The organism is Luteibacter sp. 22Crub2.1 (assembly GCF_900167995.1).
Lineage (GTDB): Bacteria > Pseudomonadota > Gammaproteobacteria > Xanthomonadales > Rhodanobacteraceae > Luteibacter > Luteibacter mycovicinus.
In genome coordinates, this window is the sequence record NZ_FUYT01000013.1 from 24,384 (window position 1) to 48,724 (window position 24,341).

At 65.8% G+C, this 24,341-nt stretch carries 18 protein-coding genes; 9 read left to right on the plus strand and 9 right to left on the minus strand.

Features of this window, described 5'->3' with window-relative positions; translation table 11 throughout:
- Positions 1-417: 417 nt before the first annotated feature.
- Both trxA and rho read left to right on the plus strand, forming a co-directional pair.
- Positions 418-744 (plus strand): thioredoxin TrxA, encoded by a 327-nt coding sequence (gene trxA, locus B5X73_RS14260; protein ID WP_043696284.1) that lies wholly within the window; start codon positions 418-420, stop codon positions 742-744.
- A gap of 151 nt (positions 745-895) precedes the next feature.
- Positions 896-2,767, plus strand: a complete 1,872-nt coding sequence (gene rho, locus B5X73_RS14265) for a transcription termination factor Rho (RefSeq protein WP_079522285.1) — start codon at positions 896-898, stop codon at positions 2,765-2,767.
- A 222-nt stretch (positions 2,768-2,989) separates the two neighbouring features.
- Here rho and B5X73_RS14270 read toward each other — a convergent pair whose 3' ends face one another.
- The gene (locus B5X73_RS14270) at positions 2,990-3,889 is read right to left on the minus strand and encodes a DUF3800 domain-containing protein (RefSeq protein WP_079522287.1); all 900 of its coding nucleotides are present in this window, start codon (positions 3,887-3,889) and stop codon (positions 2,990-2,992) included.
- A gap of 248 nt (positions 3,890-4,137) precedes the next feature.
- On the opposite strand from B5X73_RS14270, the gene B5X73_RS14275 reads away from it, so the two are divergent.
- Together B5X73_RS14275 and B5X73_RS14280 are read left to right on the plus strand one after the other, a co-directional pair.
- A complete protein-coding gene (locus B5X73_RS14275) occupies positions 4,138-5,508 on the plus strand; it encodes a glutamate--cysteine ligase (protein ID WP_036109768.1) in 1,371 nt (456 codons plus the stop codon).
- A 9-nt stretch (positions 5,509-5,517) separates the two neighbouring features.
- Positions 5,518-6,216, plus strand: a complete 699-nt coding sequence (locus B5X73_RS14280) for a YecA/YgfB family protein (RefSeq protein WP_036109764.1) — start codon at positions 5,518-5,520, stop codon at positions 6,214-6,216.
- Positions 6,217-6,331: 115 nt separating this feature from the next.
- On the opposite strand, the gene B5X73_RS14285 is transcribed toward B5X73_RS14280, so the two are convergent.
- Positions 6,332-7,756 (minus strand): OmpP1/FadL family transporter, encoded by a 1,425-nt coding sequence (locus B5X73_RS14285; protein WP_079522289.1) that lies wholly within the window; start codon positions 7,754-7,756, stop codon positions 6,332-6,334.
- A 231-nt stretch (positions 7,757-7,987) separates the two neighbouring features.
- On the opposite strand from B5X73_RS14285, the gene B5X73_RS14290 reads away from it, so the two are divergent.
- Positions 7,988-8,290 (plus strand): YcgL domain-containing protein, encoded by a 303-nt coding sequence (locus B5X73_RS14290; RefSeq protein WP_036109757.1) that lies wholly within the window; start codon positions 7,988-7,990, stop codon positions 8,288-8,290.
- 65 nt (positions 8,291-8,355) lie between these two features.
- Positions 8,356-11,811 carry an ankyrin repeat domain-containing protein gene (locus B5X73_RS14295; protein WP_343124644.1) on the plus strand — a complete coding sequence of 1,152 codons (3,456 nt, stop codon included), beginning with the start codon at positions 8,356-8,358 and terminating at the stop codon, positions 11,809-11,811.
- A gap of 84 nt (positions 11,812-11,895) precedes the next feature.
- On the opposite strand, the gene B5X73_RS14300 is transcribed toward B5X73_RS14295, so the two are convergent.
- The 3 genes from B5X73_RS14300 to ugpC form a co-directional block, all read right to left on the minus strand.
- Positions 11,896-13,698: a monovalent cation:proton antiporter-2 (CPA2) family protein gene (locus B5X73_RS14300; protein ID WP_036109754.1), complete on the minus strand. Its 1,803-nt coding sequence runs from the start codon at positions 13,696-13,698 to the stop codon at positions 11,896-11,898.
- 71 nt (positions 13,699-13,769) lie between these two features.
- Positions 13,770-14,759, minus strand: coding sequence for a porphobilinogen synthase (hemB, locus tag B5X73_RS14305; protein WP_036109750.1), 990 nt, complete (start codon positions 14,757-14,759; stop codon positions 13,770-13,772).
- A 156-nt stretch (positions 14,760-14,915) separates the two neighbouring features.
- Positions 14,916-16,010, minus strand: a complete 1,095-nt coding sequence (gene ugpC / locus B5X73_RS14310; RefSeq protein WP_079522291.1) for an ABC transporter ATP-binding protein — start codon at positions 16,008-16,010, stop codon at positions 14,916-14,918.
- Between the two features lie 225 nt (positions 16,011-16,235).
- On the opposite strand from ugpC, the gene glk reads away from it, so the two are divergent.
- On the plus strand, positions 16,236-17,276 hold the full coding sequence (gene glk / locus B5X73_RS14315; RefSeq protein WP_079522293.1) for a glucokinase: 1,041 nt from the start codon (positions 16,236-16,238) through the stop codon (positions 17,274-17,276).
- A 151-nt stretch (positions 17,277-17,427) separates the two neighbouring features.
- On the opposite strand, the gene B5X73_RS14320 is transcribed toward glk, so the two are convergent.
- The 3 genes from B5X73_RS14320 to secB form a co-directional block, all read right to left on the minus strand.
- Positions 17,428-20,400: a DEAD/DEAH box helicase gene (locus tag B5X73_RS14320; protein ID WP_239709123.1), complete on the minus strand. Its 2,973-nt coding sequence runs from the start codon at positions 20,398-20,400 to the stop codon at positions 17,428-17,430.
- Between the two features lie 159 nt (positions 20,401-20,559).
- Entirely contained in the window at positions 20,560-21,597 is a 1,038-nt protein-coding gene (locus B5X73_RS14325) for an NAD(P)H-dependent glycerol-3-phosphate dehydrogenase (protein ID WP_036109739.1), read from the minus strand.
- 3 nt (positions 21,598-21,600) lie between these two features.
- Positions 21,601-22,095 carry a protein-export chaperone SecB gene (gene secB / locus B5X73_RS14330; RefSeq protein ID WP_036109736.1) on the minus strand — a complete coding sequence of 165 codons (495 nt, stop codon included), beginning with the start codon at positions 22,093-22,095 and terminating at the stop codon, positions 21,601-21,603.
- 305 nt (positions 22,096-22,400) lie between these two features.
- On the opposite strand from secB, the gene rpmB reads away from it, so the two are divergent.
- Together rpmB and rpmG are read left to right on the plus strand one after the other, a co-directional pair.
- Complete coding sequence (rpmB, locus tag B5X73_RS14335) at positions 22,401-22,637, plus strand: 50S ribosomal protein L28 (protein WP_036109731.1); 237 nt, start codon at positions 22,401-22,403, stop codon at positions 22,635-22,637.
- Between the two features lie 11 nt (positions 22,638-22,648).
- A complete protein-coding gene (gene rpmG, locus B5X73_RS14340) occupies positions 22,649-22,813 on the plus strand; it encodes a 50S ribosomal protein L33 (RefSeq protein ID WP_036109728.1) in 165 nt (54 codons plus the stop codon).
- Positions 22,814-23,039: 226 nt separating this feature from the next.
- Here the strand turns inward: rpmG and B5X73_RS14345 are convergent, their stop codons facing one another.
- Positions 23,040-24,233 (minus strand): DesA family fatty acid desaturase, encoded by a 1,194-nt coding sequence (locus B5X73_RS14345; RefSeq protein ID WP_036109723.1) that lies wholly within the window; start codon positions 24,231-24,233, stop codon positions 23,040-23,042.
- Positions 24,234-24,341: the final 108 nt, after the last annotated feature.

Genomic DNA, 24,341 nt, shown 5'->3' on the forward strand with positions numbered 1-24,341 from the left:
TGGCGTCTCGTCGCGCGGAGGCGCGACGGCATCCCGGCGGCCGGGCGGGCCCCGGGACGGTGGGTGATCCGGCCGGCGTCACGGGAGAGTCGGGGGCGGCCAGGTGTCAGTCCGGCGGCCAGACGACGCGCCCGGCGCACGATGGCCGGAGGCGGCGGCGCGCGACCCGACGGTTCCCGCTGGCATAGGTGAAGAGGCTTGAAACGATTAACCTTTTCACCTATGTCAACGGAAACCATCCCGTCGGCGCCCTTGAATCGCTTGAATCGCGCCCCTAGTTGCGTTGGAATGAGGGCCAGCGGCTGCAATGGCCAAGACCTTCGGTTCCGGTTGGACCCGCGACATGAGGCTCCTTAGTGTAGCCGATGCAGGCGTCACGGTCGTCAACCCCCTATTACCCCCATTCTGGAGATCACGGTGAGCGAAAAGATCACCCATACGAGCGACTCTGCCTTCCAGCAGGAAGTCCTCGATTCCGACACCCCGGTCCTGCTCGATTTCTGGGCCGAGTGGTGCGGCCCGTGCAAGTCGATCGCTCCGGTGCTCGATGAACTGGCCGGCGAGTACGAAGGCAAACTGAAAATCGTCAAGATCAACATCGACGAAAATCAGCAGACGCCCCGCCAGTTCGGCGTCCGTGGCATCCCGACCCTGATGATCTTCAAGGACGGCAAGGTCGCCGGCACCCAGATCGGCGCCGTCGGCAAGGGTCAGCTGACCCAGTTCATCGAAAAGTCCCTCTGAATTCCCCGTTTCACCCACGCCGCCGCGTGAGGCGCTTTACGCCGCGCCTCACGCGATGCTAGGCTCTAGGAGTTCGCCGGGACACCGCTTGTCCCCTCCAGTCGCGAACCCTCTCCCTTCTTCTTTTAACGGCGCCCCGTGAGGTTTGCCCGTGTCCGATATCGAAACTAAAGATTCCATCGACGCCAAGGGCGCCGGCGACCAGCCTGCGACCGAACCGCGTCCCCGTACGCGCCGAAAGGCGCCAGCCGCCGCACCCGCGGTAGAGACGAGCGCACCCGCGCCGGCTCCCGTCGCGCCGCCGGCGGTCAAGTCACCGCCGCCGCTGCCTCCGGTACCGACACCGGCGCCGCAGGCCGAGTTGCAGTTGAGCAACGCGCCGGCGTCACCGGCGGAGCAGCGTCCCGCGGCCCCGTCGACTGAAACGCGCGACGGCGGCCAGCCTGCCCCTTCGCAGGGCGGCGGTCAGGGTCAGGGTCAGGGCGGTCAGCAGCAGGCCCGGGGCGACAACCCCAACCAGCAGCCGAATCGCAACGACCGTAACAACCCGAACAACCCGAACAACGAGCGCGAAGGCCGGGGCCGTCGTCGCCGGAACGAACGCAACGACCGCGGCGACCGTGGCGACCGGAACAACCAGCAGCGCCCAGGTGGCGGTAACCCCGGCAACGGCGGCAACTACCAGCACCCGCGCAACAACAACAACAACGGTTATCCCGTCGACGATGACGAGAACGCCGACGCCGGCAGCAACGATCGCCTGATCAACCTGACCGAACTCAAGCGCAAGAACGCGATCCAGCTGCTCGAGTTCGCCGAGTCGCTCGGTGTCCGCGAGGGCGTGGCCCGCCAGCGCAAGCAGGACGTCGTCTTCAATATCCTGAAGGCCCACGCCCGTTCGGGCGGCGGCATCTGGGCGGAGGGCGTGCTCGAAATCCTCCAGGACGGCTTCGGCTTCCTGCGCTCGGCCGACGAGTCGTACCTGGCCGGCCCGGACGACATCTACGTCTCCCCCAGCCAGATCCGCCGCTTCAACCTGCGCACGGGTGATTACATCACCGGACGCGTCCGCCATCCCAAGGAAGGCGAGCGTTACTTCGCGATGCTCAAGGTCGACGACATCAACGGCGATCCGCCGGAGGCGTCGAAGAACAAGCTGCTGTTCGAGAACCTCACCCCGCTGTTCCCGCGCAAGTCGTTCAAGCTCGAGCGCGGCAACGGGTCCACCGAGGACATCACGGGCCGCATTCTCGATCTGGTCGCACCCATCGGCCGCGGCCAGCGTGGCCTCATCGTCTCCCAGCCGAAATCCGGTAAGACGATGATGTTGCAGAACATCGCGCAGGCTATCCAGTACAACCATCCGGACGTCCATCTGATCATGCTGCTGATCGATGAGCGCCCTGAGGAAGTCACGGAAATCGCGCGTACGGTTCGCGCCGAAGTCATCAGCTCGACCTTCGACGAGCCGGCCGTTCGCCATGTGCAGGTCGCCGAAATGGTGATCGAGCGCGCCAAGCGTCTGGTCGAGCACAAGAAGGACGTGGTGATCCTGCTCGACTCGATCACCCGCCTGGCCCGTGCCTACAACACCGTGGTACCGAGCTCCGGCAAGGTCCTCACCGGCGGTGTCGACGCCAATGCCCTGCAGCGCCCCAAGCGCTTCTTCGGCGCGGCGCGTAACGTCGAGGAAGGCGGCAGCCTGACGATCATCGCCACCGCGCTGACCGACACGGGCTCCAAGATGGATGAGGTGATCTACGAGGAGTTCAAGGGCACCGGCAACATGGAAGTGCACCTGTCCCGTCGTATCTCCGAGAAGCGCGTCTATCCGGCCATCGATATCAACCGCTCGGGCACCCGCCGCGAAGACCTGCTCATCGATCCGGACCTGCTCGCCAAGATCTGGATCCTGCGCAAGCTGCTGCACCCGATGGATGAGCTCGCCGCGATGGAGTTCATGCTCGACAAGATGAAGAACACGAAGTCCAACGACGAGTTCTTCAATTCGATGAAGCGCTGATCGCGCCGCACCGGATCTTGCGAAGAGGCCGCCCATCGGGCGGCCTCTTCGTCTTTGGAGTGCCAGCACACGCGCCGGTCAGGCAAGTGAGAGGCTCGCGCGAGAATTTGCAACGTATCGACGGCGAAGGGGGGGGTGCCTTGTGCCACTGGCGGCCCCCGTTCTAAACTTCACGCCTAAGTGGACTGGGGGTTCCCGGTCGGCGTCATAGCCTCGGTGAGTTCACCGGGGCTTTTCGCTTTCTGCGTCAGGGAAAAGCTTGAGCCCCCACCCTTCGAAGTCGACGCCAAGCTTTTTGCGCCCTCCTTTGCAGAAGAACTTACGCTTGAGCACCTCAAATGCCCGATTAGGGCTTTGCGGTCGAAGGACCGACAGACCGATGGGCCGGGCTACAAGATCGGCGAGTTGCAGTCCGGAGGAGTTGGTCTTCTTGTCGGCGAATTTAATGGCGAATGGCAGCTGGCGCCCCCACCTGTTAGCGCCGTCACAAATTCTCCGGAATTCCAGCTCCAGATCACGATCTTCTTTTTTACCTCGGCACTCAACGACGACGTGAGTCGGACGATCGCCCTGTTCTTTCTCCTCAACAAGCTCAAACAGCGTCTCGAGACAGAATCCGAGAGCCAGATGGTATGGATTGCTTTCAAGCTGAGCACGCTCCCTGAGCCTCGCCTTGCTGATGACGCAGCTGATCAGAATAAAGTTGCTCGTGTCGATCAACCCAGTGAGCTCGTCAAGAAAAACTTCCTTTTCCAGGCGATTGTTGAAGCGGAAGATTCCCTTTTCCTTCCGTATGTCGTGTTCGTGAAGCACGACGATGTCATGCCCGAAGTGCCTGAACTTGAATGACTCGATCGCGGGGACGATGGCATCCGCATAATGCCCTTTGTGAAAGACACAAAATGCCAGCACGAAAACAGGATAGTTCGGGTCTACGGTTTCAAGACCATGATCGCCGCTCTCGTCAACGTAAACGACGTAGTTACTGAACCGGCCTGCTGGCGCCACGGCCAGAGCCTCATCGACCGCGTGATCGACCCCGGGCGACAACGGCAGCACCCATTGGCCGGTCGGCAACGCCTCAGGCTCTTGCTCCTTGCTTGACCTTCGCTTGACGGTCATCGCCTCATGACTCCCTTGTCGATGCATATTGCCGCCAGAGTATAGGAAGCATCGACGCATGCCTGGATAGCTGCGCGACTGACGAGCGCCAGGGTCGGCAAGGGCAGAAGGTCCCGACCTCCTCGTTTTCACCGACTCGCCGACGCATTTGCTACCCTGCGCCGCCGGCATGCCACCTTTTCCCGGCGGGCATGCGCCCCCATCTGGGCCGCATCCGGCCAAAAAGCCCCCTCTTCAAGGAAAGCCCCGTGTCCATCCCCAGCGCCGCCAAGAGCACGCCCATCGGCGACCGTGACGATCTGGTCGCCTATCTCGCCAGGGGCGAGAAGCCGCGTGAAGCCTGGCGCATCGGAACGGAGCACGAGAAATTCGGCTTCTACAGCGACGACCTCACCCCGCCACCGTTCGACGGGGACCGTCCGGGCATCCGCCAGCTACTGGAGACCCTGGCGACGCGCTTCGGCTGGGACGTGGCCCGTGAAGGCGACACCCCGGTCGCGCTGACCAAGGGCATGGCGAACATCACCCTCGAACCGGCCGGGCAGCTGGAGCTCTCCGGTGCGCCGCTGGAGACGATTCACGAGACCTGCGACGAAGTCACCAACCACCTGAAGGAAGTCCGCTCGGTGGCCGAGGAACTCGGCATCGGCTTCCTGGGAATGGGCTTCCAGCCCAAGTGGCGTCGCGACCAGATGCCGTGGATGCCCAAGGGCCGCTACAAGATCATGCGCGAGTACATGCCCAAGGTCGGTTCGCTCGGCCTCGACATGATGACGCGCACCTGCACGGTGCAGGTCAACCTCGACTACGCGACCGAGGCGGACATGGTGAAGAAGTTCCGCGTGGGCCTCGCGCTGCAGCCGATCGCCACGGCGCTGTTCGCCAACTCCCCCTTCACCGAAGGCAAGCCCAACGGTTACAAGTCGTATCGTTCGCACGTCTGGACCGATACCGACGCCGATCGCACGGGCATGCTCGACTTCGTTTTCGAAGACGGTTTCGGCTACGAGCGCTACGTCGACTACATCCTCGACGTGCCGATGTACTTCAGCTATCGCGACGGCAAGTATGTCGACCTGTCCGGCCAGGACTTCAAGAAGTTCATGCGTGGTGAGCTGGCCGCCTTGCCGGGCGAGAAGGCCAACATGCGCGACTGGGCCGATCACCTGACCACCGCCTTCCCCGAGGTGCGCCTGAAGCAGTACCTCGAGATGCGCGGCGCCGATACCAGCACGTGGAACTCGCTGTGCGCACTGCCCGCGTTCTGGGTGGGCCTGCTGTACGACGACACCGCGCTGGACGCCGCATGGGACCTCGTGAAGGACTTCACGAAGGCCGAGCGCCATGCGCTGCGTGACGGCGTACCGAAGGAGGCGCTCGCGCTTCGCTTCCGCGACCACAGCGTGCGCGAGCTGTCACTGGAGGCGGTGAAGATCGCCCGGGAAGGCCTCAAGCGGCGCAACCGCACCGGTCACCGCGGCGTCGACGAATCCGTCTACCTCGAACCGCTGGAAGAGATCGCCCTCTCCGGCAAAACCCAGGCCGACACCAAGCTCGAGCTCTTCCAGAGCGAATGGAACGGCAGCGTCGACCCCGTGTTCCGCGACTACGCTTACTGAGTCATTGCCATGCAGATGAATGAAACGCGCCTGGGCCGCCTCGACGACCTCCTGATCTCGACCAACCGCTATTCGCTGGAGACGCTGGACGGACTCTTCTCGGCGGCGATCGTGGGCCCGGCCGACGTCGACATCGACGACTGCATGGCGATCCTCGACACCGACGAGGCGACGCCCTGGGAGTCCGAGGCCGTGCACGCGGAGGTCGCCACGCTGCTCAAGGAATTCTGGGCGGTGATCGAGGCACGCGTGTCGGGCGATCCCAAGGTACTGGCGGAAGACGCTCTGCCCTTCATCGACTCGCCAGAGGAATTCGACGAGATCGAGGACGTCGCTTCGTACAATGGCGACTTCCCGCTCGCGAGCGACTGGGCGCTGGGCTTTCGCTTCGCCCTCAGCGAGTGGGAAGAGGAATGGTCCGAGTGGCTGGATGAAAAGACCTATCCGTTCGTCGGCATGCTGCTGACCCTGACGGCGGATCAGACCGATCCGGACCCGGGCACACCGACGGTGGCCCTGCCGTCGTTTGAGGAGCGGATGAACCTGCTCAACGAGATCCCGTTCCAGCTCGCCCAGCTCTACCGTCGCCGCCATCCGCGGCACGGCAAGCCCGTACAGCGCGACGAGTCGAAAGTCGGCCGCAACGACGTCTGCCCATGCGGCAGCGGCAAGAAATTCAAAAAATGCCACGGCGCCGAAGGCCTGTAGGAGCGCGCCCCGCGCGCGATCCCGTTCGAATGGCCTGAAGGCCACCCACAAAAAAAACCTCCCCGTCACCGGGGAGGTTTTTTTACTGGCTCATATCAGCCGATCGGGGAGACGATCAGAACTGGTACTTGGCCGAGACGCTCAGCAGGTTGCCCTTGTCGTCGTTCTGGCCGACCAGACGATCGTTGGTGGCGTTGGTGACGCCAGCGATGTGAGCCTTGTTCACGAAGATGTGGGCGTAACCCGCGTTGACTTCGAAACGCTCGGTGGCCTTGTAGCCGATACCGAAGGCCAGCCACTTGCGGGTCGAGTCCGGCACGCGCGGCGAGCGGGTATCGTCGTAGGTCGGCGTCGTGTCGACGGCGACACCGGCGCGCAGCGTCAGCTTGTCGGTCGGGTAGTACTCGCCACCGGCGGACAGGAAGTAGCTGTTGCGCCAGCTGTAGTCTTCGCTGGTGGACGGCTGGTTCGGGTTCGAGTAGTTGACCGTGAGGTCCTTGAACTCGTTCCACTTGGTCCACGACAGATCGAAGCCCAGGCCGAACTTCACGTCCTGGTGCCAGAAGCTCGCGGTGGCGACGGACGGCGTGGTGAAGTCAGCCGTACCGTTAGTGTGGGTGAACGGCGGCTGGCCCGAACCGAGCAGCGCACCGACGGCCGGGTTGGACAGCACGGCCGTCACGTTGCTCGGCATCGTGAAGTTACCGGTGCCTTCCAGCTTGTGGCTGATCTTGCTGCGGTAGTTCAGGGCGATGCGGTCGTTCTGGGTCAGCTTCCACAGACCACCGATCTGCCAGCCGTAGGCCCAGTCGTCACCCTTGATCTTGGCGACGCCGTCGCTACCCGGCGGAACCACGGCGGCGTACTGTGCGGCCAGCGCGCGGGCGGTGGCGGGCGGCAGCTGACCCGCGGCGGCGGCGCGCTGGATCAGGCCGAGGCCGACCGTGTTGTAGTTGATCGCACTGGTCAGTTCCGCGGTCGTCTTCTGCGCGATGAAGCTTGCGCCGAGGGCGAAGTCGTCCGTCACGTCGAACGACGCCGACAGCGTCGCGTCATACGACTTGAAGTCGGACTTGATGGCGTTGTAACGACCCTTCCAGTCGGAGTCGTATTCGGTCTTGAAACCGAACGGGGCGGTCAGGCCGAGGCCGATGTGCCAGCGATCGCTGACCTGGGTCGCGACGTAGAACGCCGGAACCGGGATCGTGGTGCCGGCGTCGCCGCCGTTGCCGCCCGAGATGGGACGACCCTGAGCGTCGGTCGCGGTGCCGTGGAACTTGGTGCTGAAGTTGATGCCGGTGACGTCGGCCTGGAACGTGGTGCCCTTGAGCAGGCTCATGGCGGCCGGGTTGTTCACGATCACCGAGGCGTCGTCACCCGCGGCGGCGGAACCGGCGAAAGCGCGACCGAGGGCGGCGGCGCTGTTTTCCTTCAGCTGGAAGGCGCTGGCGTGAGCGGCCTGCGGAGCCACCAGCGCGCCGGCGATGGCCAGCGAAAGGGCGGCGACGGCCAGCGAACGGGTATGGGTCAACTTCTGCATGCGTGGTGGCTCCTGCTTTTGTTCTGTTCTGGGTCGATGTCACGTGCGCGGAACGGAAAAGTTAGCCGTTTTCATACGCGCGTTTAACAATCTGGGGTGGGACTCTGGACGACTTGACGAATAATTTGCAAGTGCATGTGCAACAAAGTCGAAACATCCGACGTTTATGCACACTTGCGCCGTCACTCTTTTGCTAACGTATGCTGCCGATCCGCAAGCGAGACCGCCGTCATGCACTGCTACGTCTACGCAAGCCTTCGCAAGCCCGATACCTACGTCTGGATGACCCGCCGGGACGGCTTCGACATGCTTCCCGAGCCGCTCGTCCTCCTGCTGGGTGAGCTCCGCTTCGTGCTGGAGTTCGAACTCACGCCGCAGCGCAAGCTCCCGCACAACGACACTGAGCAGGTGCTCATCAACCTCGCGGGTTGCGGCTGGCATCTGCAGACGCCTCCCGGCGACACGCTCACCGTCTGCAACCAGCCCAACCACAATCGCGAGATCGACCCCGACCGGACGCTCGTGCGCGTCTGATCGGCCGAATCCGCGCACAGGCAGAGTGCGCGGCGTGGGTTAACACGTCGTTACCGCGTGATGCCATGCGCGTCCGTATACTCGCGCGCATGGCCAATCCCAAACGTCGTCGACCATCGCTGATCAAGGCGCTGCCCTGGTTCCTTCCCGCCCTCGCCGCTGTCGCCTGCGCGGGTCTCACGGCGTCGCCGCTTGCGCTGATTCCGCTGCTGCTCGCTAACGCCCTGGTGATGGCCGCGGTCTGTCACGCGATCGGTTTCGATCCCGAAACGAGCTTCCTGCGTACGGCCTTGCGCCGTGGTTCGGCGCACGTCGTGATCTTCACGGCCTACACCTTCGTCGTGTTCGTGCTCGTCGCCTGGCCGCTGCTCAAGCTGACCCAGGCGCCCAGCCTGGGCGTCGCGCTGCTGCTGGCAGCGACGCTCGTGGTCGCGCTGGCGGCGCTGTGGCGCATGTGGCCGGCGTTCGGGCTTCTTTTCCTCTGGGACGATGCCTACCCCGAGGACAGCGGTAACGGCTCGTGGATCTTCACCGCGGTGGCCCGCTCGGTCAGCTTCGGCCGCCACCTTTCCGCCGAGGAACGTTTCTTCTCGCATTTCCTGCCCGCCGCCTTCAGCCTGCTCGTACTCGCGTTCTGCGCCGTGGCCCTTTCCGGCCTCTACGGCGTGTTTCCCCCGGAGATGCGAATCGCCGCACTGGCGATCTATGGCGTGGTGCTGCTGCCCGTCGCCGGCATGGTGATCGCGAACCGCACCCTCCGTGCGCTGCTCTGCGAGCGCCGCGGGCATATCCGTACGGCCCGCGCCGAGCCCCGGCGTGAGCCGGGCATCGAGCCGGACGTGGCTGCGCCGCCTCCCCCCATTCCCGTACTCAGCAACGAAGAAAGTCAGCCAGGCGTACGTGAGCACGCGCTCCTGGCAGCGGCCCGCGAAGGCGACATCGCACGGGCCGTGGCGCTCGTCGAAGCCGGTGCCGACCCCAACACCGCCGCGGAACCGGGCGATCGCGACCAGCGCCCCGTGCTGACGCTCGCCGCCCTTTCCCCCGACATCCGCCTGCTGCGTGCGCTGATCGCGCGTGGCGCGCAGGTCAGCCGTGCCCATCAGGGCGTGACCGCGTTGCACGCCGCGACGCGCGACAGCTGGCACGGTCGCCCTGAAGCCGTCCTCACCCTGCTGACCAACGGCGCGAACGCTGCCGCCACCGATGCCGAGGGCAACACCGCACTGCACGGGGCGGTGCTCAGCGCCGAGCCGACCGTCGCCGCCATGCTGCTCGATGCAGGCGCGCCGGTCGACGCCGTCAACGCCGCCGGCGACACGCCGCTGGCCATCGCGTGCCGCGCGGCCAACTGGGCACTCGTACGCTTCCTTCTCGAGCACGGTGCCAAACCCGCTCCCGTCGGCGGCGAGCCCGCCCTGGTCGCCGCCGCCGGTATCGCCGACGACGACGCGGAAGGCGTGAAGGTGCTGCTGCGCTACAAGGCACCGGTGAACGCCACCGACGCCCACGGACGCTCGGCCCTGATCGCCGCCTCCGCGGAAGGTCACGAGCAGATCGCCCGGGCCCTGCTTCAGGCCCACGCCCAGCCGAACCTCGCCGACCGGCATGGCACCACCGCCCTCATGGAGGCCGCGCGTGCCGGCGCTCACGGCATCGTCCAGTTGCTGGCCGACGCCCAGGCCAATGCCTCGCCGCGCGACAGCCACGGACGCGACGCGCTGACGCTGGCCTGCCAGTCGCCACGCGCCCAGGCCGCCACGGTACGCGCGCTGCTCGCGCTGGGGGCCCAGCCGAAGGAAGCCGGCGCGGATGGACGCAGCGCGCTCGACCACGCGGCCGGTACGGGCCGCTGGGACTTCGTCGCCCTGCTCGACCCGGAGACGCCACTGCCGACATCGCTGAGCGAGTCGGTCGTACCGGAGGCGGGGGCGGATTCGCCGATGCATCTCTACGATGCCTTGCGTTTCGGACACTGGGCCGTCGCGTCCACGTTCACCGCCAAGGTTCGTGCCTGGCCCGCGGAAGAACTCGCCGCGCTGTATGTCGATCTGGCTGGCACGGGCTTCGATGCGGCACGCGCGTGGCTGCTGGACCATGGCCTCCATGCCGAGGCGCGGCTGGCGCCCCCGGCCGACGGAACCGACACGACCGGTCGCCGGCTGTTCGACGCCCTGCTCCCCCAGCTTCCCCAGTCGGCCGACGCGCTGCTGCAGCTGATGCGCGCGGGCGCCACCCCCGCGGGTGCTGGCCTCCTCGGTCAGGCGGTGTGCCGTCTGGACGGTGCCGACGAACGCCTGACGCTCGCGATGCTCGAAGCCGGTGCCGACCCCTTCGGCGCCGACGCGCGCGGTCGCACGCCGGTGCACATGGCGGCTGCCACCGGCCGCAGCGCGTTGCTCGGTGCCTTGCTCGCCCGGGGCATGGACCCGAACGTGCGCGATGCGGGAGGCCGTACGCCCCTGCATGCCGCGCTGGAACAGGGCGGCGAGAGCCTGCCCCTCGTCCGCCTGCTGGTCGCTCATGGCGCGGACCCGGAAGCGGCGGACGTCAATGGCGAGACGCCGTACGGCCTCGGCATCGGCCATGGCGATGTCGAGCGCTGGCTGAGCTGGACCGCATGGCCACTGCCGCGCCGTCCGCTGCGTGCCGATGACTTACCCGCCGCCGCCGCCGCGGGCGACATACAGGCGGTCGACCGGCTGCTCGAACTCGGTTTTGCCGTGGACACGCGCGATGCGCAAGGCGCCACCGCCCTGCTTCGTGCCGCCGGCGCCGGAAGGCGGGATGTGGCCGAACACCTCATCGAAGCGGGCGCCGATCCCACGCTCGCCGCCGCTTCAGGCATCACGCCACTCGCCGCCGCGGTGAACGCGCGTCGCGACACGATCGTCGAAGCGTTGCTCGCGCGCGGCGTGGCGGCGGACCAGCGACTGCCGGGCGATACGACCGCCCTGATGATCGCCGCCGCCCTCGGCTACCCCGAGATCGCCGAGATGCTGCTCGCGGCAGGCGCCGATGCCCGCGCCGAGGACGCGCACGGACACACGGCGCTGCATGCCGCCGCGCAGTACTGCTTCAGCAGCAGCGACAGCCTGCGCGCACGCCGCCTGCTCGATACGGTCATCGGCAAGGGTGCCGATGTGAACAAGGCGGACAAGGACGGCGTGACCCCGCTGCTGATGCTGCTGGGTGCGCATCTGCGCCCCGGTACCGAGGCGGATGCCACCCACCTTGGCGCGCTGGTACCCGTCCTGCTCGACGCGGGCGCGAAGATCGAACACGCCGACCATCGCGGCGTCAGCGCGCTGCACGCAAGCGCGATGCATGCGCTGCTGGGCCCGGCCCGCGTCCTGATCCATCGCGGTGCGAACCGTCAGGCGGCCGATGCGTTCGGCCGGACCGCCGGCGATGTCGCCCGGCATCTGGGTTACGTGGACATCGCGCACGAGCTCGGAACGCGTGTCGGCGCGATTCCGAGCGTGAGGCAGACGTTGCGGCAGCCGGCGCAGCCGGACTAAGACCACGGCGGCCTGTGGCTCCCTCGCGACGGGCTGTCGCGAGCGGGGCTCGCTCCTACAGCGAGCGCGCTCGCCTCTTCAGGGTCAGGCTTCCTTTTCGCGCTCTTCCACCGCATCGGCCTCGAAGAGCTGCTGCAGGTCGTGCAGGGCTTCCTTCGAGGACTGCATGAGGGCGGCATCGTCGTCATACACCAGGTACTGCGCGCGCAGCACCTGCTCGTCGTGCTTGCGGAACCGCGCGATACGGCTGTCGACGACGTCGGCCGACATGTCCAGCGACTGGAGCACGTGGCGGGTCATCTCCAGGCTCGAGTAGAAGGTCTCGCGCACGGGATCTTCGATGCCGATATCCATGAGACGGAACGCGTGCTGACGGTTACGCGCGCGGGCGACGATCTTGAGGTGCGGGTACTGGCGCTTCACCAGCCGCGCGGTGCGGATGTTGGCTTCGGGATCGTCGGTGGCGATGACGAACACCTCGGCCTTGTCCGCCTGCGCGGCACGCAGCATTTCCGGACGCCCGGGATCGCCGAAAAACAGTGATGTGCCGCCGAAGCGGCGCGAGGTCTCCACCTGCTCCACCGAGCTCTCCAGCGCGACGAACTGGATGCCCTGCGCGCGCAGCACGCGAGCGACGATCTGGCCCATGCGCCCGAAGCCGGCGATGATGACGCGGGGCGTATCGGCCTCGATGGTGTCGAATGCACGGTCCGGCTTGCGCACACGCTCATGCACGAGACGCGACGCGGCAAGCACGAGCAACGGCGTCAGCGCCATCGACAGCGAGATCGCCATGACCATGAGGCCACGCTGGCTGTCGTCGATCAGGCGATTCTGCTGTGCGAGGTTGAGGATGACGAAGGCGAATTCGCCGCCGCTCGCCAGCACGGCCGCCAGGCGCACCGAATCGGCGGTGGTCAGCGAGGCGACCAGCCGGCCCAGCGGAACGATCAGCAGAGCCTTCACCGTGAGCAGCAGCGCCACCATGCCCAGCACGAGCAGCGGCTTGGCGACCAGCAACGCGAGGTCGACCGACATGCCCACGCTGACGAAGAACAGGCCGAGCAGCAGCCCCTTGAAGGGTTCGATATTCGACTCGAGCTCGTGGCGATACTCCGAATCCGCCAGCAGCAGGCCGGCGAGGAAGGCGCCGAGCGTCACGGAGATGCCCGCCAGCTCCATCAGCCATGCCGTGCCCATGACCACCAGCAGCGCCGTCGCGGTGAACACCTCGGTGCTCTTGGCGCGGGCGACGAAGCGGAACACATGGCGCAGCAGCAGCCGGCCGCCGAGGATCACGGCGAAGATGGTGCCGACGACCCGGACCACGCTCATCGTGTCGGGACCGTGCGCGCCGTGGGCGACCGCGCCACCGAGCAACGGCACCGCGGCGATCAACGGAATGGCGGCGAGATCCTGGAAGAGCAGGATGGCGAAGGCCTGGCGACCGTAGGCGGCGCCGGCCTCTTTGCGCTCAGCGAGGATCTGAAGGCCGAACGCGGTGGACGACAGCGCAAGGCTGCCACCGACGATCACACCCGCCTTCCAGGTCAGGCCGAACAGGAAGTAGCCGATAGCACCCAGAGCGAGCGCACAGGTGATCACCTGCAGGCTGCCGCTGCCGAACACCGCACGGCGCATCACCCACAGGCGGGACGGCGACAGCTCGAGGCCGATCACGAACAGCATCAGCACGACGCCGAAATCGGAGATCGTCGCAACGCCCTCGGTGTCGCTGACCAGGCCGAGGACGGACGGCCCGATCACGACGCCCGCCAGCAGGTAACCCAGCACGGCACCCAGACGGAAGCGTTTGGTGAGCGGCACGGCAACCACCGTCGCCAGCAGGAAGACGACGGCCGTCTCTAGAAAGTGATGTCCATCCATGCTGCGGCTCCCGGGAAATCGTCCCGGATTATGTCATGCGGATCCCGCTGCCGTTTTGGACGAAATGCCGCTCAACCCTTCAGCCAGCGCGCCACGTCCACCGCGAAGTAGGTCAGGATCGCATCGGCGCCCGCCCGTTTCATCGCCAGCAGCGATTCCATGACGACGGCCTTCTCGTCCAGCCAGCCGTTCTGCGAGGCCGCCTTGATCATGGCGTACTCCCCGCTGACCTGATAGACGAACGTGGGCGCGCCGAAGGCGTCTTTCACCCGCCGTACGATGTCCAGATAAGGCAGGCCCGGCTTCACCATCACGGCATCGGCGCCTTCGGCGAGATCCAGTTCGACCTCGCGCAGGGCCTCGTCGCTGTTGCCGACGTCCATCTGATAGGTGTGCTTGTTGCCCTTGCCCAGATTGGCCGACGAGCCGACCGCGTCGCGGAACGGGCCGTAGAAACTCGACGCGTACTTCGCCGAATACGCGAGGATACGGGTATGGATGTAGCCGGCGTCTTCGAGCGCGTCGCGAATCGCGCCGATGCGGCCGTCCATCATGTCCGAAGGTGCGACGAAGTCCATGCCCGCTTCGGCCTGGGCCAGCGACATCTTGATCAGCGCCTCGACGGTCGGCTCGTTCATGACGTAACCGTCGGCGTCGATCAGGCCGTCCTGACCGTGCGTGGTGTACGGATCGAGTGCCACGTCACCGATGAGACCCAGTTCCGGAAAGCGCTTCTTCAGCTCGCGCGTGGCGCGCTGGAACAGGGCATCGGGATTCCACGCCTCACGGGCGTCTTCGCTTTTCACCCCGTCGCCGACGGACGGGAACAGCGCCAGCGCCGGTATACCCAGGGCGACGCACTCCTCGGCGAGCTTCAGCAGTTCATCGATCGACAGCCGGTCGACACCCGGCATGGACGAGACCGGCTGGCGCACGCCTTCGCCATCGACCACGAAAGCGACCATGATCAGGTCGGACACGGTGAGCACGTTCTCGCGCATGAGGGCGCGGGAGAAAGCATCGCGGCGCATGCGACGCATGCGGACGGCGGGGAAGGTCATGGGACGGAGGCCTGTTGGTTGGCGATCGCCCCATTTTACGCCTCGGCCGACGCGCCGGTGGTGGCAAGGCGTCGCAGGCGTCTCACGCCCCGCCGATACGCCCGTCGACGGCAGCGCATCGGCGGAACGCCGCCATGAGGCGGCCCCGCCCCATGCTTACACGTCGATTCGCAGCGTGCTTTCCGGATCGAAGAAGTGGACGCGCTCCAGATGGAAGCCCAGCGCGACGTCGCTGTCCGGCTGCACCGTCGAATGGGGCGGTACGCGCGAAACGAGCTCTTCGCTACCGTGACGCATGTTGAGGAACACTTCGTTACCCACGGGCTCCACCACGTCGACATGCGCCTGCAGGCGTGCGTCGACACCGGGATGGTCGCTGACCGTGAGCAGATCCTCCGGACGTACCCCGACGATCAGCGGCTTATCGATGTAGGGGTCGAGCGCGGCCGCCTCGGTGGCGAGCGCGAGTGAGCCATCCTTCATCTCCAGACGAAGCCCGTCGGCGCGACGCAGCGTCCCGTGGAAAAGATTCATGGCGGGGCTGCCGAGGAAACCCGCGACGAAAAGATTCGCCGGCTTGTTGTAGAGGTTCATCGGCGTATCCAGCTGCTGGATCACACCGCCGTTCAACACCACGATGCGCTGACCCAGCGTCATCGCTTCGATCTGGTCGTGCGTCACGTACACCATCGTGGCGCCCACGCGGCGGTGAATACGCGCGATCTCCACGCGCGTGGAAAGGCGCAGCTTCGCGTCCAGATTCGACAAGGGTTCGTCGAGCAGGAAAACGGAAGGATCGCGCACCATCGCACGGCCCAGCGCCACGCGCTGCCGCTGACCGCCGGACAGCGCGGCGGGACGATGATCGAGGCGTTCGTCGAGGCCGAGCATGTCCGAAGCGCCGGCGACACGGCGATCGATCTCCGCCTTGTCCACGCCACGCAGGCGCAGGCCGAAGCCGAGGTTCTCGCGAACGGTCATGTGCGGGTACAGCGCGTAGTTCTGGAAAACCATCGCGATGTCGCGATCCTTCGGCGGCACGTCGTTGACGACGCGGTCGCCGATGCTCAGCGTGCCACCCGAGATGGACTCGAGTCCGGCGATCATCCGGAGCAGCGTGGTCTTGCCGCAACCCGAGGGCCCGACCAGCACCAGCAGTTCGCCATCGGCGATTTCGAAGCTCGCCTCCTTCAGGGCCACATGCCCGTTCGGATAAACCTTGCGCACCTTCTCGAGGCGAACCACTGCCATCACATACTCTCCCGTTGTACCCGTGCCTGGCAGGCAACTGCCTGCCATTGACCCGGGCGATGGGGTATTCTGCCGACGTAAACGTTTACGTCAAAGTGCCGGTCCCCACCGTCACACCGGGAGGCTCTGCGTATGTCAAGACGGCGCAGAGCAAACCGTCACTAGACGCCAGCGCCCGCGCGAGGCAACCTTGCGGGCTTCCGTGATCTGACAGGTCCTTAAAACATGTCCAAAGTTAGCGCCGCGGCGCCGACCCTGCTCGCCGACCTCGGCGGCACCAACGTGCGCTTCGGCATTGCGCATCCGGAAGCAGATCAACCACTTATCCAGGAAAGTGTCCGGCGTTACCACGTCAAGGACTACGCTTCGCTGGGCGATGCCGCCAAGCAGTACTTCAAGGAAACCGGCCACGAGGCGCAGCGCGCCATCATCGCCGCCGCCGGTCGCATCGATAACGGCGAGACGGTGAAGGTCACCAACAACCCCTGGGCCATCTCGGCGAAGAATCTCGCCGCGGAGCTCGATCTGGAGTGGGTTCACCTGGTGAACGACTTCGCGGCGCAGTCGATGGCCGTGATGCTGATGAGCGCGGACAAGGATGCCGAGGGCCACCAGGATCTGGTGGAAGTCGGCACCCTGCCCGTGCCGAAAATCGGCGCCAAGGAAGAGCAGACCTTCGTCGTCGTCGGTCCGGGCACCGGGCTTGGCGTGGGCGGCCTGCTCATTCGTGGCGACAAGGTCAGCGTGCTGCAGACCGAAGGCGGCCATGCCGGCTTCGCGGCGCACAGCGCCGAGGACATCGAGATCCTCAAGGTGCTCAACCTTCGCTACGGCCGCGTGTCCAACGAGCGCCTGATCTGTGGCCAGGGTCTGGTGAATCTCTATGAGGCGATTTGCGAAATCTCCGGTCAGAAGCCGCAGGCCGACATCACCCCGGAAGAGATCACCAAGCGCGCCACCGACGAAACCTGCCCCATGTGCGCACGCGCGGTTGAAACGTTCGCGGGCATCTTCGGCAGCGTGGCCGGTGACCTCGTGCTCACGCTGGGCGCGTGGGACGGCGTGTATCTCACAGGCGGCATGACGCCGATCCTGCTGCCTTGGATCCAGAAGGGCAAGTTCCGCGAACGCTTCGAAGCCAAGGGCCGCTTCCGCGACACCATGGAGCAGGTACCGACCCAGGCCATCATGAACCCGGAGCCGGGCCTCATCGGCGGCGCCGCGCTGGCGATCGTCGAAGCCGGCGGTACGCCGCTGCGCCGTTAAGCCCATCGACCGGTAAACGTCATGCCGCGCGCAGGTGGATGCCTGGCGCGCGGATGATGCGCATGACCGTGGAGAACCCGGGATTCCCGTTCGCCGGGAGTGCGCGATCGCTCCTACGCAGCACGGCGGGAGAGCCCGCGGACTGAGTGCTTCAGGCCGGCGGAGCGAGCAGTGCGTCGAGATCGCTTTCGTCGAAGCTCAGTCGCTCACGGCTTCCGCCACCTTCGAGCACGGCGTCGGCGAGCTCGGCCTTGCGGGCTTTGAGTTCCTCGATGCGTTCTTCGACGGTGCCCGCCGTGATCAGCCGGTAAACGAACACGGGCTTGTCCTGACCGATGCGATGCGCACGGTCGCTCGCCTGTGCCTCGGCCGCCGGATTCCACCAGGGGTCGTAGTGGATGACGGTATCGGCGCTGGTCAGGTTGAGGCCCACGCCGCCCGCTTTGAGCGAGAGCAGGAACAACGGCACCTCGCCGTCCTGAAAACGCTGCACCGGCTCCGCGCGATCGCGCGTTTCGCCCGTCAGCGTCACGTAGCTGATGCGCCGGCGATCGAGCTCGACCGCGATCAGCTTGAGCATTTCCGTGAACTGGCTGAACAACAGGACGCGGCGGCCTTCGGCCAGCAGCGCGGGAAGCATGTCCATCAACAGTTCGAACTTGGCGGACTCGCGCACGCCGCGGGCGGCCTCGAGCTTCACCAGCCGCGGATCGCAGCAGACCTGACGCAGCTTGAGCAGCGCATCGAGGACGACGATGCCGCTATGGGCGATGCCACGCTGCGCGATGACCTCGCGCAATTCCTCGGCCAGCGACAGGCGCAGGCTTTCGTAGAGATCGCGCTGACGCGGCTCCATCACCACACGACGTGTGATCTCGGTCTTCGCCGGCAACTCCGACGCGACCTGCGCTTTGGTGCGACGAAGGATGAACGGCGCAATGCGACGGTTCAGACGGTCCTGGCACTCGATGTCCTGGTGCTTCTCGATCGGCGCACGGTAGTGGCGACGGAACGCACCTTCGTCACCCAGCAAGCCGGGCACGGCGAGATCGATCTGCGACCACAGTTCGCCGAGGTGATTTTCCAGCGGCGTGCCGGTGAGGCAGAGGCAACGCGGCACCTTCATCGCGAGCAACGCGCGGCGCGCCTGCGTGCGCGGGTTCTTCACCTGCTGCGCTTCGTCGAGCACCACGAGGGAGAACGCCTGCTTCTTCAGCGTCTCGACGTCGCGCGGAAGCAATGCGTACGTCGTGAGGATGACATCGTTCTCGCCGATGTGCGCGAACGTTTCCGCGCGTTGGGGACCATGCAGCGCCAGCACACGCAGACTGGGTGCGAAGCGCGCGAGTTCGGACGACCAGTTCGGCACGAGGCTGGTCGGCACGACGACGAGCGCGGGCGACTCGAGATTGCCGTTTTCCTTCAGCGCCAGCAGATGCGTGATGAGCTGGAGCGTCTTGCCCAGACCCATGTCATCGGCGAGTACGCCACCGGTGCCGGCTTCGGCCAGGGCGTTCATCCAGCGCAGGCCATCGCGCTGATAGCCGCGAAGCTCCGCCTGCAACGCCTCGGGAACCACATCGCTGGCGCGCTCGGCCGCTTCACGCAGACGCCTGGTAAAACCACGCAGCCGCTCGGGCGCTTCGAACGAGCCGCCACTGGGCAAGGCCTGCGCGAGCTCTTCGAGACGACCGGCCTGTACGCGAGGCAGATGCAGTTGCTGACGCGGCTTCTCGAGGTATTCGGCGAGCGGAGCGAGCAAGCCTCGCAATTCTTTCAGACGCACCGGGACGCGACGGCGTTCGTCGACGGGCGCGTACCAGACCGAGTCTTCAGCCTCACCGGGCGTCGGGCTCAGACTGAGCTGGTGCTCGGCCAGCGCCTGCGCGACGGCAGGCAGCAGGTTGACGCGCTTGCCCTCGACTTCGATGCCGATTTCCAGATCGAACGCACGGTCCGCGTCGTCTTCGTGCGCCTTCCCGTACCAGTGCACGGGACCCTCGAGCACTTCGAAGGGGAAACTGCGGTCGTACTCCAGCACGAAGCCATCGCCTTCGAGCCGGGGACGCAAGGCAAGCCATCGGGCCGGTGTATTGACCTCCAGCGCACCGGCATAGCCCTTGCCCGGGAACAGCCACGCGTCATCGGGCAGCGTGTCGGCCATGTCCCAGGGCAAGCCCTCGGTATCGACCGCGGGATTGAGGCCTGCGCCTTCCAGTGTTTCCATCGAGGCGAGTTCTTCAGCACGGCGTCGCGTGATTTCAAGCAGCGCACCGTTGCGCACGCGTCGGACCAGCGGCTCACCGCCGCGCCCGGGCAGGCGCTCGCCTGCGTAGTCGAAGGCAAGCCTTCCATAGGCCAGGGGGGGCGTACCCGCGGCGAGCCGCGCATGCCGGGTCAGGGCGTGGAGTACGAGCACCGGGCGCGGGGAAACTTCCGCCCGACGCATGTCACCGAACACCTGCGGCGGCGGCACGCGCGGCCCCATGCGCGTGCCTTCCATCCGGGCGAGGAACGCGGCCGTGCTTTCGGGCGGCAGAGGCGGAAGATCGAGCCAGGCGCCTTCGTCAGGAGAACCTTCCAGCGGACCGATCTCGGCATGCTCCGCGTCGAGGAACCAGAGCGAGCCCACACGAAAAAGACGCTGACTGGTCGGAAGCGCCGGCACCAGCTTCTGGCTGCCGTCCTTTTCGAGGTTCCAGCGCCAGCTCAGGGGATGAGCCTGCCCGCGCGACAGCTTCAGACCGGCAACGCCGCCGAAGAAACACGGTGCGCCATCGAGCACTTCAGCCAGGAGCTGGTCGCCCAGCGCACCGGCGAAACGCGCGTAGCTGCGACTCTTGCGCAAGGTCTGCGGCAGGCCGAGCACCGTGGCCGCCAGACGCTTCTCGGCCACCGTGAGCGCGGCTTCGGGCAGGTGGCGGCTATCCAGCGGCAGGGGGCGGGAGTAACGGCCCTCCGCACTCAGCGTGAGCAGGACCGGAGCGGCATCCAGCCGGGCCGCCGGCTCGTGGTCGTCGTTGACGCCCTCGAGGAAGAAGCCCAGCACACTGCGCTCGGCCAGCGGAGGAGCGGCCGGCTCGTCGAATGCGCGCTGCCACGCCAGAGGCAGCACTTCTGCCATGGCGTGACGCCTGCGCTTGTCGTCCGGTTGATGCATCCGTATGCGAGCCTGTCAGCGCGACCAAAACAGGAAGCTTAGCAAAGGCGGGATGGCGTGCCCGTAAGACTTTTTACCCGGCGGACCGGCCCGGTTCAGCCAGACGGGAGACCCGCCGCGGCGTCAGTCGCGGCGGTGAGGGAACAGATCGACGGGATATTCCGCCTTCTGCTCGCGCCCCATGAGGGTGCGCAGACCCTCTTCCGGGGTGACTTCGCCATGCAGCACCGACCGGACGGCGGCCGAGATGGGCAGGTCCAGCCCATGGAAGCCGGCGAGGCGGGCGACTTCGTCGGCCGTCACGACGCTCTCGACCACCTGGCCGATCTGGCGAACCGCTTCCGTCAACGGAATGCCCCTGCCCAGGGCCAGACCCAGGCGGCGATTTCGCGACAGGTCGCCGGTGCAGGTCAGGACGAGATCGCCCAGGCCGGCAAGGCCCATGAGCGTCTCGGCACGCGCCCCAAGCGCGACACCGAGGCGAAGCATCTCGTTCATGCCGCGGGTGATGAGGCCCGCGCGGGCGTTGAGCCCCAGCTCCATACCGTCGGCGACGCCGGTGGCGACAGCCAGCACGTTCTTCATCGCACCGCCGAGCTCGGCCCCCAGGATGTCGTTACCCGTGTAGGCGCGGAAGTTGGGCGCGTGCAGCAGCACGGCGAGTTCCTTGCCGAAGGCGTCGTCCGTGGCGTGGACCGTGACGGCACTGGGCAGGCCGGCGGTCACCTCGCGGGCGAACGAGGGGCCGGTGACGACCGCGGCAGGCCTGCCGGGAAGCTTTTCGTTGACCAGTTCGTGCAGGAAACGCCCCGTACCCGTCTCGAAACCCTTGGTAGCCCACGAGATGCGGACACCGGGTTCGAGCATGGGCACGATCTGGTCGAGCAGCGCGGCGAACGCGTGGCTCGGCACCACGAGCAGAACGATGTCCGCCCCCCGCAGCACGCTGGCCAGATCGCCGTCGTAGGCGAGTTCCGGCGGCAGGTCGAGGTCGGGCAGGTAACGCAGGTTGCGACGCGCCGCGGCCATTTCCGCGAGCGCGTCGGCGTCGCGCCCCCACAACCGGGTGGGGACGTCGTTGCGCGCCAGAAGCGCAGCCAGCGCGGTACCCCAGGAACCGGCGCCGAGAACGGCGACGGTGGGTCGGGAGGCGGAGGTCATCGCTCAGCTGTTGAGCGTATGGGTACCGGCGCCGCCTTCGACCTGCTGACGCTGCTGCTCGGCGTAGAGGGCGTCGAAGTTGATCGGCTGCAGCAGGAACGGCGGGAAGCCACCTTCCTGAATCATCGCCGAGACCATCTGACGGGCGTAAGGGAACAGCAGGTTCGGGCAGTACGAACCGAGGATGCCGTCGCGGTCGTCATCGGTGAAACCACCGATACCGAAGATGCCGGCCTGGTGCACTTCGGCGAGGTAAGCGGTGCGCTCGCCGAGGTTGCAGGTGAGGGTGAGGCTGAGCACGACTTCGAACAGGTCGTTGCCGAGGTCGACGGCCTTGTGGCCGAGGTTGAGCTGGACCTGCGGCTGCGCCTCGGTCTCGCCCATTTCCTGGAACACCTGCGGAGCGTTCGGCGCTTCGAAGGAAGCATCCTTGACGTAGATCTTCTGCAGCACGAGCTGCGGCTGGCCGGCCTGGCCGTTGGCGGTGATTTCTGCCATTGCGTAAGTCCTCGAGAAGGCGTCGTGTGGGCGGGATACGTGCCGCTGGCACGAAAGCCGGGATTGTTTCACACAACCCGGCGCCCCGCACAGTCCGGCTTGCGCGAGGACGTAGGATTCTGAGAGAATGCCCGGCTTCCCTATGCCAACCCGATCCGTCGGGAACGCCCGTCATGCGATGCGGGCCTCATTGTCAGGGATGTTCCACCCCCTCCAGCCATCGCATGGCGCCCCGTAACCGGGTCGTGGCTGGGCCGTCGCCACCCTGGCCAAAGGGCGGTCCAACGAATCTAAAGGAGGTCATCATGGCCCGTAGATGCCAAGTCACCAATAAGGGCGTGCAGAGCGGCAACAACGTCTCGCACGCAAACAACAAGACCCGTCGCCGCTGGTTGCCGAACCTGCACGAGCGCCGCTTCTGGGTCGCCAGCGAGAACCGCTGGGTGAAGCTCCGCGTTTCCAACCACGCGCTGCGCACCATCGACAAGAACGGCATCGAAGCCGTGCTGGCCGACCTCCGTTCCCGCGGCGAAAAGATCTAAGGAGATCAACCATGGCAAGCAAGCGCGATAAGCACCGCCTGATTTCCACCGCGGGCACCGGTCACTTCTACACGACCACGAAGAACAAGAAGAACACGCCGGAAAAGATGGTGTTCATGAAGTACGATCCTGTCGTCCGCAAGCATGTGGAATACAAGGAAGGTAAGATCAAATAAAAATTGGCCGCCGAATGGCGGCCTTTTTTTATTTACGCGGCGCAAGCCGCGCGTAGGAGCGCACTTCGTGCGCGAACCCTCAGCACAACATTCGTGCGAATGAGGCCTTACGCCACCTCGAGCCCGATGTCCCGGCTACGAAGCGGCTTTGCGGCTCTTACGCATGGCCAGACAAAAAAAGGGCCCGCCAGATGGCGGGCCCTTTTTTCGAATCGGCTTGATCGTATTACGCGCCGACCGCCGAGTAACCCTTCAGCCGCTGTGCAAACTGCTGCAACGAACGGATGCCGCTTTCTTCCGCCTCGACGATCCACTGCTGCAGAGACTTCAGCGCCTTGTCGGCACCGCGCTCTTCCATCAGGGCGACCAGGCGCGCGCGGAACTCGCACACCGTGGTGAGCGCCGGGCGGTTGGCCAGCGCGGCATGCATTCGCTCACGCGCATCGTTGTCGAGCCAGCGACCACCGTCGGCCAGCGCACGACGAACACGACGCGGCACGGCTTTCAGATTGTCTCCGGCCTGACTGACTTCTTCGCGCATGGTCGGAAGGATGACGTTGCGGTAGTAGTCCGTCGTGGCCTGGAAACGCAGTGCGAGGACGCCCTTGAGCGTTTCGGCATCCGGCAGGTGCACGTTCGGACGGATGTTCAGCGTGGGCGCGACACGCAGCACCTTGGCCAGACGGAAGAAGCGCAGGCTGCAGATCACCGCCCAGCCGATATCGAACTCCCACTTGCGCAAAGCGAACTTGGCCGAGCTCGGGAAGGCGTGATGATTGTTGTGCAGCTCTTCGCCGCCGATCCAGAAGCCCCACGGCGAGATGTTGGTCGCGGTGTCGGAGCTTTCGAAGTTGCGGTAACCCCACCAGTGGCCGATGCCGTTGACGAAACCGGCGGCCCAGAACGGAATCCAGATCATCTGCACGGCCCAGATGGCCATGCCGATCACGCCGAACAGCGCGACATCGATAAAGGCCATCAGCACCGGGCCCCAGTACGGGTGCGCGCCGAACAGCTTGCGCTCGAACCAGTCGTCGGGGGTGCCACGGCCGTACTTCTCCATGTCGGCCTTGTTGTAGCTGGCCTCACGATAGAGCGACACACCGTCCAGGAAGACTTTCTTGATACCGAAGACCTGCGGGCTGTGCGGATCTTCCTCGGTCTCGACCTTGGCGTGATGCTTGCGATGGATCGCTACCCATTCCTTGACCACCATACCCGTGGTCAGCCAGCCCCAGAAACGGAAGAAGCCGTTGAGGGTCCAGTGGAAATCCACACCACGATGGGTCGCGCTGCGGTGGTAGTACAGCGTCACCGTGAAAATGGTGAGCTGGGTGACCACGAGCACATAGACAGCGATCTCGCCCCAGCTTGCGTGGGTGAGGCCGTTGGCCAGGAAATCGAGCAGGGTGTCGAGCATCAGGTCGGTACCGCGCGGGAAGTGAAGGGGTCGTACAGGTACCAGTCTAACGAGCCGATTCCATACCCACCAGCACGGAATTCGGCGAAATGTGAAGCCCACTGTTGT

Excerpts from the sequence above, each read along its gene's own strand:
- rpmG (WP_036109728.1), top strand. The coding sequence starts at position 22,649 with ATGGCAAGCAAGCGCGATAAGCACCGCCTGATTTCCACCGCGGGCACC.
- B5X73_RS14280 (WP_036109764.1), top strand. The coding sequence starts at position 5,518 with ATGCAGATGAATGAAACGCGCCTGGGCCGCCTCGACGACCTCCTGATC.
- B5X73_RS14325 (WP_036109739.1), bottom strand. The coding sequence starts at position 21,597 with ATGACCTCCGCCTCCCGACCCACCGTCGCCGTTCTCGGCGCCGGTTCC.
- secB (WP_036109736.1), bottom strand. The coding sequence starts at position 22,095 with ATGGCAGAAATCACCGCCAACGGCCAGGCCGGCCAGCCGCAGCTCGTG.
- rpmB (WP_036109731.1), top strand. The coding sequence starts at position 22,401 with ATGGCCCGTAGATGCCAAGTCACCAATAAGGGCGTGCAGAGCGGCAAC.
- B5X73_RS14300 (WP_036109754.1), bottom strand. The coding sequence starts at position 13,698 with ATGGATGGACATCACTTTCTAGAGACGGCCGTCGTCTTCCTGCTGGCG.
- glk (WP_079522293.1), top strand. The coding sequence starts at position 16,236 with ATGTCCAAAGTTAGCGCCGCGGCGCCGACCCTGCTCGCCGACCTCGGC.
- hemB (WP_036109750.1), bottom strand. The coding sequence starts at position 14,759 with ATGACCTTCCCCGCCGTCCGCATGCGTCGCATGCGCCGCGATGCTTTC.
- B5X73_RS14345 (WP_036109723.1), bottom strand. The coding sequence starts at position 24,233 with ATGCTCGACACCCTGCTCGATTTCCTGGCCAACGGCCTCACCCACGCA.
- B5X73_RS14290 (WP_036109757.1), top strand. The coding sequence starts at position 7,988 with ATGCACTGCTACGTCTACGCAAGCCTTCGCAAGCCCGATACCTACGTC.
- B5X73_RS14270 (WP_079522287.1), bottom strand. The coding sequence starts at position 3,889 with ATGACCGTCAAGCGAAGGTCAAGCAAGGAGCAAGAGCCTGAGGCGTTG.
- B5X73_RS14320 (WP_239709123.1), bottom strand. The coding sequence starts at position 20,400 with ATGGCAGAAGTGCTGCCTCTGGCGTGGCAGCGCGCATTCGACGAGCCG.
- ugpC (WP_079522291.1), bottom strand. The coding sequence starts at position 16,010 with ATGGCAGTGGTTCGCCTCGAGAAGGTGCGCAAGGTTTATCCGAACGGG.
- B5X73_RS14295 (WP_343124644.1), top strand. The coding sequence starts at position 8,356 with ATGCGCGTCCGTATACTCGCGCGCATGGCCAATCCCAAACGTCGTCGA.
- B5X73_RS14285 (WP_079522289.1), bottom strand. The coding sequence starts at position 7,756 with ATGCAGAAGTTGACCCATACCCGTTCGCTGGCCGTCGCCGCCCTTTCG.